At 71.3% G+C, this 11,225-nt stretch carries 6 protein-coding genes; 1 reads left to right on the plus strand and 5 read right to left on the minus strand.

Annotation, left to right across the window (positions count from 1 at the left end):
- The first annotated feature begins 265 nt into the window (after positions 1-265).
- Positions 266-2,170 carry a glycoside hydrolase family 3 protein gene (locus tag ACWGH0_RS30015; protein WP_453407406.1) on the plus strand — a complete coding sequence of 635 codons (1,905 nt, stop codon included), beginning with the start codon at positions 266-268 and terminating at the stop codon, positions 2,168-2,170.
- A 235-nt stretch (positions 2,171-2,405) separates the two neighbouring features.
- Here ACWGH0_RS30015 and ACWGH0_RS30020 read toward each other — a convergent pair whose 3' ends face one another.
- The 5 genes from ACWGH0_RS30020 to ACWGH0_RS30040 all read right to left on the minus strand — a co-directional run bounded on the left by ACWGH0_RS30020 (position 2,406) and on the right by ACWGH0_RS30040 (position 11,137).
- Positions 2,406-3,836, minus strand: coding sequence for a S28 family serine protease (locus ACWGH0_RS30020; protein ID WP_453407407.1), 1,431 nt, complete (start codon positions 3,834-3,836; stop codon positions 2,406-2,408).
- A gap of 65 nt (positions 3,837-3,901) precedes the next feature.
- Positions 3,902-4,303 (minus strand): hypothetical protein, encoded by a 402-nt coding sequence (locus ACWGH0_RS30025; protein WP_453407408.1) that lies wholly within the window; start codon positions 4,301-4,303, stop codon positions 3,902-3,904.
- A 192-nt stretch (positions 4,304-4,495) separates the two neighbouring features.
- A complete protein-coding gene (locus ACWGH0_RS30030; protein ID WP_453407409.1) occupies positions 4,496-8,224 on the minus strand; it encodes an ABC transporter ATP-binding protein in 3,729 nt (1,242 codons plus the stop codon).
- 144 nt (positions 8,225-8,368) lie between these two features.
- Positions 8,369-9,286, minus strand: coding sequence for a serine hydrolase (locus ACWGH0_RS30035; RefSeq protein WP_453407410.1), 918 nt, complete (start codon positions 9,284-9,286; stop codon positions 8,369-8,371).
- Between the two features lie 168 nt (positions 9,287-9,454).
- Positions 9,455-11,137, minus strand: a complete 1,683-nt coding sequence (locus ACWGH0_RS30040) for a thiamine pyrophosphate-binding protein (protein ID WP_453407411.1) — start codon at positions 11,135-11,137, stop codon at positions 9,455-9,457.
- Between the last annotated feature and the right edge of the window lie 88 nt (positions 11,138-11,225).

An 11,225-nucleotide genomic window follows, 5' to 3' on the forward strand; every position in this document is an offset into this window, starting at 1 on the left:
ACGCAGGAGCGCCCTTTACCGCCGAACCTCCGACGCCACCCTCCCAAAGGCGGCCCCCACACCAGAAGCAATCACCGCCCCCGCCCCAACAAAGCCCCCCGCCCGCCACCCCCCGCCGAATGCTCCACTCGCCACTCCCCTGTGCGGGGGGTCCGAGGTGCTTAGTGCTGCCGGGGCCTTGACCTGGCAGTTACTTTCCGGATATCCGTGACTTCTTGGCAGTTTCCTTCAACTCCGTTGTCGAGTACGGCTGTAAGGAGCTCACGTGCCCCATCACCGCACCTCCAGACGCACCCTGCTCACCGCGACCGCCGCCGCCGTGGCCGCGACCGCGACCGCCGTCGGTACGACACCTGCCCTGGGCGCGCCCGGCAGCTCCGGAACGCTCGGCACGCTCGACGCGTCCGACGCCGCCGCCCGCACCCGTTCCGCCGCCGGGAGCCACACCCGCAGCCGCCTCAAGCGCCTCGTCTCCCGCATGAGCCTGGAGGAAAAGGTCGGCCAGCTCTTCGTGATGCGGGTGCACGGGCACTCCGCGACCGAGCCCAACCAGGTCGACATCGACCTCAACCTGAAGGAAATGGGAGTCAGGACCGCCGCCGAACTCGTCGCGAAGTACCACGTCGGCGGCATCATCTACTTCGCCTGGGCGCACAACACCCGCGACCCCCACCAGATCGCCGACCTCTCCAACGGCATCCAGCGCGCCGGACTCGCCCAGGACACCCCCGTACCCCTCCTCATCTCCACCGACCAGGAGCACGGCATCGTCGCCCGCGTCGGCAAACCAGCGACGCTCGTGCCGGGCGCGATGGCGCTCGGGGCCGGTGGGTCGCGTTCCGACGCGCGGAAGGCCGCGCGGATTGCCGGGGCCGAGCTCGCCGCCATGGGCATCACGCAGAACTACGCGCCCGTCGCGGACGTCAACGTGAACCCCGCCAACCCGGTCATCGGCGTACGGTCCTACGGCTCCGACCCCGAGGCCGTCGCCGGCATGGTCGCCGCACAGGTGAAGGGCTATCAGGGGGCAGGAATCGCCGCCACGTCGAAGCACTTCCCGGGGCACGGCGACACCAAGGACGACAGCCACTACTCGCTCCCGACGATCCATCACACCGCCGAGCAGTGGGAGGAACTGGACGCCCCGCCGTTCCGTGCCGCCATCGCCGCCGGCATCGACTCGATCATGACCGCGCACATCGTCGTACCGGCGCTGGACCCGGCCGAGGACCCGGCGACGCTTTCCAAGCCGATCCTCACCGGCGTGCTGCGCGAGCGGCTCGGCTACGACGGCGTCGTCGTGACCGACTCCCTCGCCATGGCGGGCGTGCGCCAGAAGTACGGTGACGACCGCGTGCCCGTCCTGGCGCTCCTCGCCGGGTGCGACCAGCTTCTGAACCCGCCGAACCTGCCCGTCGCCTGGAACGCCGTCCTGAAGGCGGTGCGCGACGGGGAGCTGAGCGTGGAGCGGCTCGACGAATCGATCCTGCGGATTCTGCTGCTCAAGGCCAAGCTGGGGCTGTTCCGCCACCCGTATGTCTCACACGCGGGCGTCGACCGGACCGTAGGCACCCGTTCCCACCTCGCCGCCGCCGACCGGATCGCCGACGGGACGACCACGCTGCTCGCCAACGAACGCGGCCTGCTGCCGATCGGCCGTCGTACGCACCGGAACGTGCTCGTCGTCGGAGCCGACCCCGCGTCTCCCACCGCCACCACCGGGCCGCCCACCACCGTCATCGCCAGGGCTTTCGACGAACTGGGCTTCACCGCCACCGCCCTGTCCACGGGGATCACGCCGACGCCGGCGAAGATCAAGGACGCTGTCGCGGCGGCGAAGGGGAAGGACGTGGTCGTCGTGGCGACGTACAACGTCTCGGCGACCAGCCCGCAGCGCACGCTCGTCCGTGAACTGTCCGCGACCGGTGTGCCCGTCGTGGCCCTCGCGATCCGCAACCCGTACGACATCGCGCAACTCGAAGGGACCGGCTTCGGCGCGAGCGTCGCGGCGTACTCCTGGACCGACGTGGAACTGCGCGCCGCCGTCCGCGCCATCGCCGGCCATACGACTCCGCGTGGAAAGCTGCCCGTTCCGATACAGCGTGCCGACGACCCGGCGAAGGTGCTGTACCCCCTCGGGTACGGGCTGACCTACACCCGCACCGGCTGACCGACACCGGCCCGGCCGGCCTGTACCCCGTCGGCCTGTACCCGCCCGACCGGCCTACGCCCGAACCGACTGCGCCCGCCGGACGTGTAATCCCTTTGGGGACTCCACTCCGGCGGGCGCAATCTGCCCTACGAGCAACCTGCCCCACGAGCAGCCAGCCGTACGCACGCGGCCCTCGCTACGGAAGCAGTCCTACAAGTCGCAGCGCCACAGCCGCAGCGCTACAGCCCCAGCCTTACGGCCGCAGCGTCTGCCGCTGCTCGACGTTCCGCTTGTCGAGCTTCGCGTCGTAGGACGCCAACGGCTTCGCCTTCGACGGGTCCGCCTGGACGGCGGCCGGGGCGACGCCCGCCCACTCCAGGATCTCGGCGGTGGCCTTCGCCTTCTCCTCGGCGACGAGGCCCGCGACGTTGGCGCCGTGGTTGGCGCCCGGCGCCGTGAAGACGTACGCGTCGCGCGCGCCCTTGCCGAGGCGGAACGGTTCGGCGCTCCACGGGTCGTTCTGACCGTTGACGAACATCATGCGCGTGGCGTTGTGCCGCACCCAGGTGTCGACGTCCCGCATCGCGCTCGGGTCGAACTTCATCGGGATGTCGCGCGGCACGTAGACGCGCGGCTGGAAGAAGTCCGGGCCGTACTTCATGAGGCCGTCGAGGTGCGGGTACTTCACCTGCGGCGCGCCCAGTTCGGTGCCGGCCTGGTAGTAGTACGGCGTGTACGTCGCCAGGCTCTGGTCGCTGTAGGCGGCGAAGCCGGAGATGGCGTCGACGTAGTCGTAGATGACCTGGTCGGAGGAGTCGGCGGCGGGCACGTCCGCGCAGTCGCTCGCCTTGCTGTACTGCCAGAAGGCCCAGACGAAGTCGAGGACCGTGGACTCGTACGCCTTGTCCAGGCTGCCGACGGTGTCGAAGGTGGCGTTGTTGGCGTCCGCCCACTCCTTCACCTTGGCGCTCAGCGGCTCGCGCCGCACGAGCGCCTCGCGCTGTACGGCGTTGAGCGCGTCGCGGCACTCCTTGGTGCCGACGTTGCGGAAGAAGCGGTCGTAGGCCGCGTCCTGCTTGTTCGCCACGTCGTTGGGGGCGACGTACGCGACGACGCCGTCCATGTCACGCGGGTAGAAGCGCTCGTAGTACGTGGCGGTCATGCCGCCCTTGGAGCCGCCGGTGGAGATCCACTTCTTGGAGTAGATCTTCTTCAGCTCGGTGAAGATGCGGTGCTGGTCGCTCGCGGCCTGCTTGATGTCGAGCTTCGACCAGTCGGCGGGCGACGGCCGGGACGGAGTGAAGAAGCGGTACTCCATCGACACCTGGTTGCCGTCGATGATCTGCGTCGGCTCGCTGCGGCGCGGCGTCGTCGAGACGTTGTAGCCGCTGGTGAAGAAGACCGTCGGGCGGTTGGTGTCCTTGTGCAGCAACGTGATCCGCTGCTTGAAGGTGCCCTTGGACGGCTGCCGGTGGTCGACCGGCTGGGTGTAGTTCAGTACGAAGTAGCGGTAGCCGGTGTACGGCTTCTCCTCCACCAGGCTCATGCCCGGTATCGCGAGTATTCGCTCCTTGATGTCCTGCTCCGGCTCGGCGGTGGTGACCGCTCCGGCCGGTGCGCTGCCGAGGCCCACGGTGCCTATGAGCACCGCGAACGACAGCAGCAAGCTGCGCGCCTTGCGCATTCGCCCTCCCCTGTAGTGACAGACGACGGGGCGAACCTAGCGGGGCAACTCCCGTACCACCAGCCTCAGCAGAGAATCCAGCCGGTGGAAGCCTTCCGCTCGCCGACCGAACCATGCGCCCGTACACAGCGGTTGAGGGCGTAGACCGTCACGGGTCCGGCGCGGTGGGTGTAGCGTCCGCTGTCCCTGGCGGTGCGGCTGCCGCGCGCCTGGATGGTGACCTTCATGGCCTGCCGCACGCCGGGGCGCTTGGAGACGGTGACGGCGCAGGCGTAGCGGCGGCTCTTGTAGATGTGCAGCTCGCCGGTGGCGAAGCCGACCGTCCGCACCTTGCGGCCGGAGCACGGGCCGACGGCCTCGGCGGTTCCCGTGCCGGGGCCGGCGAGCAGCAGGCCCGCCGCCGCGACCACGAGGGCGAGTCCGTACACCAGGTGCTTCTTTACCGCCCCGCTCGCACCACCGAACACGCGTGTCCCCTTCCCCCACTTGAGCGTACGTACGTGCGTACGGACGCTCAGAGCGTACGGCGCGGTTGCGGAGCATCCGGGCGAAGGTGCGGGACGAGGCGTGAAGGACCAGCCGCGATCACGGGAACGGGGACGGGGACGGGGACGGAACGGGGACGGACGCGCGTCCGCCGCCGCGCGCGTCCGTGGCGCTCACACCGCCGCCGGCTCGTCCTCGCCCACGAAGGTGCGCCACAGGCGGGCGTACGTGCCGTCGAGGGCCAGCAGTTCGTCGTGCGTGCCGTCCTCGACGACCCGGCCGTGGTCCATCACCACCACCCGGTCCGCCCGCGCCGCCGTCGTCAGGCGGTGGGCGACGACCAGGGTGGTGCGGCGGCCGGTGAGGCGGTCGGTGGCCTGGTTGACGAGGGCCTCGGTGGCGAGGTCGAGGGCGGCGGTGGCCTCGTCGAGGAGCAGGATGTCCGGGTCGACGAGTTCGGCGCGGGCGAGCGCGATGAGCTGGCGCTGGCCGGCGGACAGGTTGCGGCCCCGTTCGGCGACCTCGTGCAGGTAGCCGCCGTCCAGCGTCGCGATCATGTCGTGCGCGCCGACCGCGCGCGCCGCCGCCTCCACCTCGGCGTCCGTGGCGTCGGTGCGGCCGTAGGCGATGGCGTCGCGGACCGTGCCCGCGAAGAGGTACGCCTCCTGCGGTACGACGCCGAGGCGGTGCCGGTAGGCGGTGATGTCGAGGTCGCGCAGGTCGGTGCCGTCGGCCGTGACCCGCCCCGAGGTGGGGTCGTAGAAGCGGGCGACGAGCTTGACCACGGTGGACTTGCCCGCGCCGGTCTCGCCGACGAAGGCGACGGTCTGGCCGGCCGGGATCCGCAGGTCTATCCCGCTGAGCGCCTCCTCCTCGTCGCCGTCACCGGCGTACTGGAAACGCACGTCCTCGAAGGCGATCTCGCCGCGCAGCGACAGGACGTCCTTCGGCCGGTCGGCGGCGGCGGTCGAGGTGGGTTCCCGCAGGAGTTCCTGGATGCGCCGCAGGGAGACGGTGGCCTGCTGGTAGCCGTCGAAGACCTGCGAGAGCTGCTGTACGGGTGCGAAGAACAGGTCGATGTAGAGGAGGTAGGCGACCAGTGCCCCGGTGGTGAGCGTGCCCGCGTCCACCCGCCCGGCGCCGACGATCAGCACCGCCGCGGCGGCGACGGACGACAGGAGCTGGACGAACGGGAAGTAGATGGAGATCAGCCACTGGCCCCGCACGCGCGCCTGCCGGTAGCTGTCGCTGCGCTCGGCGAACCGCTCGGCGCCCGCGTGCTCGCGCCGGAACGCCTGGACGATGCGCAGTCCGGACACGGACTCCTGGAGGTCGGCGTTGACGACGCCGACCCGGTCGCGGGCCAGCTCGTACGCCTTGACGCTCGACCTGCGGAAGAAGTACGTGCCGATGATCAGCACCGGCAGGGTCGCGAAGACGACAAGGGCGAGCTGCACGTCGATGACGAGGAGCGCGACCATGATGCCGAAGAAGGTGACGACGGAGACGAAGGCGGTGACGAGGCCGGTCTGGAGGAACGTCGACAGGGCGTCGACGTCCGTCGTCATGCGGGTCATGATGCGGCCGGTCAGCTCGCGCTCGTAGTAGTCGAGGCCGAGGCGCTGGAGCTGGGCGAAGATCTTGAGCCGCAGCGCGTAGAGCACGCGTTCACCGGTCCGGCCGGTCATCCGCATCTCGCCGGTCTGCGCGACCCACTGCACGACGACGGACAGCAGGGCCAGCCCGGCCGCCGCCCACACCGCGCCGAGCGCGAGCTGGGTGACGCCCTCGTCGATGCCGTGCCGGATCAGGATCGGCAGGAGCAGGCCCATGCCGGCGTCGACGGCGACGAGCAGGAGGCTGACCAGCAGCGGCAGCCCGAAGCCCCGCAGCAGCCTGCGCAGGCCGTAGGACTCCTCGGGCCGGACGGCGCGCTCCTCGTCGACGGCGGGCACGTCGAGGGCCGGCGGCAGCGCCTCGACCTGGGCGAGCAGCTCCGGGGTCGCGGGCATCCCGGCCGCGTGGCCGGCGTCCTTGTCGGGTGCGGTCTCGTCCCGTACCCACAGGTCGGGGGTGATGCCGCGCTCGGCGTCGAACTCGGCGTCCAGCTCCTCCTGCACCGTCCGGTCCTCGGCGGGCTCCTGCGCCTTGGTGAGCAGGTGCCCTGGCGACACGCCGCCGAGTTCGTCGGGGTCGGTGAGCAGCCGCCGGTAGAGGGCGGAGCGCTCCTGGAGCTCCTCGTGGGTGCCGATGGCGGCGAGGCGGCCGCCGTCGAGTACGGCGATGCGGTCGGCGAGGTTCAGGGTGGAGCGGCGGTGGGCTATGAGCAGCGTCGTACGCCCGGCCATGACGGACTTCAGCGCCTCGTGGATCTCGTGTTCGACGCGGGCGTCGACGGCGGAGGTGGCGTCGTCGAGGAGGAGCAGCCGCGGGTCGGTGAGGATGGCGCGGGCGAGGGCGATGCGCTGGCGCTGGCCGCCGGAGAGGGTGAGGCCGTGTTCGCCGACGGTGGTGTCGTAGCCGTTGGGCAGCTCGGAGATGAAGCCGTCGGCCTGGGCGGCGCGGGCGGCGGCGGTGATCTGCTCGTCGGTGGCGTCCGGCAGGCCGTAGGCGATGTTGGCGCGGACGGTGTCGGAGAACAGGAAGCTGTCCTCCGGTACGAGCCCGATGGCGGCCCGCAGCGAGTCGAGCGTCAGCTCCCGCACGTCGTGCCCGCCGACGAGGACGGCGCCGTGCGACACGTCGTAGAAGCGGGGCAGCAGCAGGGACACCGTGGACTTGCCGCTGCCGGAGGAGCCGACGACGGCGACCGTCTCGCCGGCCCGGATCTCCAGGGAGAAACCGTCCAGCACCGGCCGGTCGTCCGCGTACCCGAAGGACACGTCGTCGAACTCGACGGTGGCGGGGGCGTCGGCCGGCAGTTCCTTCGTCCCGTCCTCGATGGACGGCTCGGTGTCGATCAGCTCAAGTACGCGCTCGACGCCGGCCCGCGCCTGCTGTCCGACGGTGAGGACCATGGCGAGCATGCGCACGGGACCGACGAGCTGGGCGAGGTACGTGGAGAAGGCCACGAACGTGCCGAGCGTGATCTGGCCCCGTGTCGCGAGCCAGCCGCCGAGGGCGAGCATCGCGACCTGGCCGAGGGCGGGCACGGACTGGAGCGCGGGGGTGTAGCGCGCGTTCAGGCGTACGGTCCGCATCCGCCCGGCGAAGAGCCTGCGGCTGACCTCGCGCAGTTTGCCCGTCTCCTGGTCCTCCTGGCCGAAGCCCTTGACGACGCGTACGCCGGAGACGGCCCCGTCGACGACGCCCGCGACGGCGGCGGCCTGGCCCTGGGCGTACCAGGTGGCCGGGAAGAGGCGGGTGCGGCTGCGCTTGGCGATGAACCACAGGGCGGGGGCGACGGCGAGGGCGACCAGGGTGAGCAGCGGCGAGAGCCACATCATGATCACGAGGGAGATGAGGAACAGCATGAAGTTGCCGATCGTCATCGGGAGCATGAAGAGCAGGCCCTGGATGAGCTGGAGGTCGCTGGTGGCCCTGCCGACGACCTGACCGGTCGAGAGCTCGTCCTGCCGGCGCCCGTCGAGGCGGGTGACCGTCTCGTACATCTCGGTGCGCAGGTCGTGCTGGACGTCGAGAGCGAGACGTCCGCCGTAGTAGCGGCGGACGTAGGTGAGGGCGTACACGAGGACGGCCGCGACCAGCAGCAGACCGGTCCACACCGCGAGGGACCGGGTGCGCGCGCCGATGACGTCGTCGATGACGACCTTGGTGATCAGCGGGACGAGGGCCATGACGGCCATGCCGCCGAGCGACGATCCGAGTGCGAGCACGACGTTGCGCCGGTACCTCCAGGCATAGCCCGCCAGCCGCCGCGCCCACCCTTGATCTGCCGCCACTGCTGCCTCCCGGTCGTCCTGATCTGCCGGAAGTCACCAACGCGGCGCGGTGCGGATTTCATCCCGCCGCAACGAATACGGGTCTCCGGTCCTAGGACCGAAGACCCGTTCGACGCGCCCCGGGGTCACTGCCCCGGGCCCCTGTCAGGGCTTGGGCACCGCCGGGATCACCTCGCGCGGCGTCTCGGTCGGGGCGTACAGCGTGGAGGCGGCGGCCGTCGGGTTGAGGGCCTTGTGGATCGCGCGGGACACCGCCTGGATGGTGTTCACGCCGTCGTTCATGGTGGCGTTGTCGTGGGTGAGCACGGTGATGCCGTAGTCGTGGCCGCGGCCCGTGAACGCGCCGATGGAGTGCACCCGCCAGCCGTGGGTGGAGCGGGGCAGCCAGCCGTTCTTGACCTGGATCTTGGCCGTCGACGGGGCTCCCGCGGGGGTGCCCCAGCGCTGGGAGGAGACGACCTTGGCCATCAGGCCGAGGGTGTACGCCCGCGAGTTGTCGCTGAGCACGGTGTTCTTCGCGGTCAGCAGCTTGAGCAGCTTCTGCTCGTCACGGGCGGTGACCTGCGTCAGCCCCCAGTAGCCGCCGGTCCCCGGAACGGTCTGCGTCATTCCGGCGGCCGTGAGGAAGCCCTTGATCTTCGTCATGCCGAGCTGGCGCCACAGCGCGGTGGTGGCGTCGTTGTCGGACTTGGTGATCATGTCGGTGGCGAGGCGGTTCTCGCGCGCCGTCAGGTAGCGGTTCGTCTTCTTCGCGTCCCACAGCAGCGCGGCGAGTACGGTCACCTTGACCACGCTGGCGGAGTCGTACTTCGACGTGGCGCGCAGGGTGCAGGTGGTCTTGGTGGGGCGGTCGTACAGCGATATCGCCGTCGTCGACCGCCGTCCGCGCAGGGCCGCCGTGATGTCCGTGGTCAGCTTGGTCGCGAGCCCCGCCTTGGCCGAGGTGCAGACCACCGTCGGAGCGGTGGCCGCGGCTGCGGGCGACGCGCCGGCGAGGGGCACGAGGACGGCCCCTGCCAGGGCCGCCGCCATCGCGGCGCGCTTGGTTCGACTGTGCGTCATGGTGTGGATTCCCCATCCCCTTGTGCTTCTGGTTGAGATGACCCCTGAAGGGCCGAAAGGTTGTACGCGGACCGGCGGACGGGGAGGGAAGTTCGGCGCGGGCCGCCACCCGCACGTCGAGCCCGGCCCCGGCACAGCCGGGCCGGGCCGGGCGCGACGGAGACCGCCTCAGAGGTGTGTCGGCGCGAACATCCGGAGCAGGGCCGGGAGTACGAGCACCGAGGGGCCGGGGGCGGACAGGGACTTCGCCAGGTCCTGGGCGAGGGTGTCCGGGGTCGTCCGGTGGGCCGGTACGCCGAAGGACTCGGCCAGGGCGACGAAGTCCGGGCGGGCGAGGTCCGTGCCGGTGGCCTCGTCGAAGGCGTCGGTCATGTACTCGCGGAGGATGCCGTAACCGCCGTCGTCCACGATCAGCCACGTCACCGGCAGGTCGTGCTGGCGGGCGGTCGCGAGTTCCGCGATCGAGTACATCGCGCCGCCGTCGCCGGAGACGGCGAGGACCGGGCGGGTCGGGTCCGCCACTGCCGCGCCCAGCGCCGCGGGGAAGCCGTAGCCGAGGCCCCCCGCGCCCTGCGCCGAGTGCATGGTGTTGGAGTGGCGGGGGTCGAACGCCGACCAGGCCCAGTACGCCAGGATCGTCATGTCCCAGAAGCTGGGGGACCTGTCGGGCAGGGCCTCGCGGATCGAGGCCAGGAGTCCCTGCTCCAGCGGCAGGTCCTGGGACGCGATGCGCGCCCGTACCTCGGCCAGGACGGCGGCGACGCGCTCGCGTGCCCGCTCGTCCTCGCGGTCCTCCGCCGTCTCCAGCAGCGCCGAGAGCGCGAGGCGGGCGTCGGCGTGGATGCCGAGCGCCGGGTGGTTGGACTCCAGCTTGCCGAGGTCGGCGTCGATCTGGACGATCCGGCCGCGGGGCCGGAACGTGTGGTAGTTCGAGGACAGTTCGCCCAGTCCGGATCCGACGACGAGCAGCACGTCGGCGTCTTCGAGGAAGTCCGTCGTGTGGCGGTCCTCCATCCAGGACTGGAGGGAGAGCGGGTGCGTCCACGGGAACGCGCCCTTGCCGCCGAAGGTCGTGACGACCGGCGCGTTCAGCTTCTCCGCGAGCGCGAGCAGCTTGCCGGAGGCGTCGGACCGTACGACTCCGCCGCCCGCGATGATCGCAGGACGGGCGGCCTTCGACAGCAAGTGGGCCGCCACGGCGGTCAGTTCGGGCCGCGGGGGCAGCTCGCGCGGGGTCGCGTCCATCGCCGTGACGACGGGCAGGACCGTCGGGGCGAGGAGTACGTCCTGGGGGATCTCGACCCAGACCGGGCCGTGCGGGGCCGTCAGGGCGGACTCCCACGCCTCGGCGACGGCCGAGGGGATCTGCGACGCCGTACGGACGGTGTGGACGGACTTCACGATGTCGCGGAACGACGCCTTCTGGTCCCGCAGTTCGTGCAGGTGTCCGTGGCGTCCGCCGCCGATGCCGGCCGACGGCACCTGGCTGCTGATGGCGAGGACGGGGGCGGACGCCGCGGCCGCCTCCTGGAGCGCGGCGAGCGACGTCAGGGCGCCGGGCCCGGTGGAGAGCAGCAGCGGGGCCGCCTCCCCGGTGATCCGGCCGTACGCGTCGGCGGCGAAGCCCGCGTTGTTCTCCACGCGCAGACCGACGTACCTGAGCGACGAGCGGCGCAGCGCGTCGAACATGCCCAGCGCGTGCTGGCCCGGCAGCCCGAAGACGGTGGTCGCGCCGAGACCGCTCAGGGTCTCGACGACGAGGTCGCCGCCGTTGCGGCCGGGCGGCGGGTTCAGCGCCGCCCCGGTCTGCGCCGCGGTGGGCCGAAGGACCAGGTCGTGGTCGTGGGTCATGCGTACATCCCTTCCGGGCCGGGCCCCGCGGCCCGGTGCCGACGTTCCGGCCGCGCGCCGGACGGCCCGCCGTGCACGCGTGCACGGC

The organism is Streptomyces sp. NPDC054887 (assembly GCF_053610585.1).

Bases quoted from the DNA above. Each gene is read 5' to 3' on its own strand.
- ACWGH0_RS30020 (WP_453407407.1), bottom strand. From the start codon at position 3,836: ATGCGCAAGGCGCGCAGCTTGCTGCTGTCGTTCGCGGTGCTCATAGGC.
- ACWGH0_RS30040 (WP_453407411.1), bottom strand. From the start codon at position 11,137: ATGACCCACGACCACGACCTGGTCCTTCGGCCCACCGCGGCGCAGACC.
- ACWGH0_RS30035 (WP_453407410.1), bottom strand. From the start codon at position 9,286: ATGACGCACAGTCGAACCAAGCGCGCCGCGATGGCGGCGGCCCTGGCA.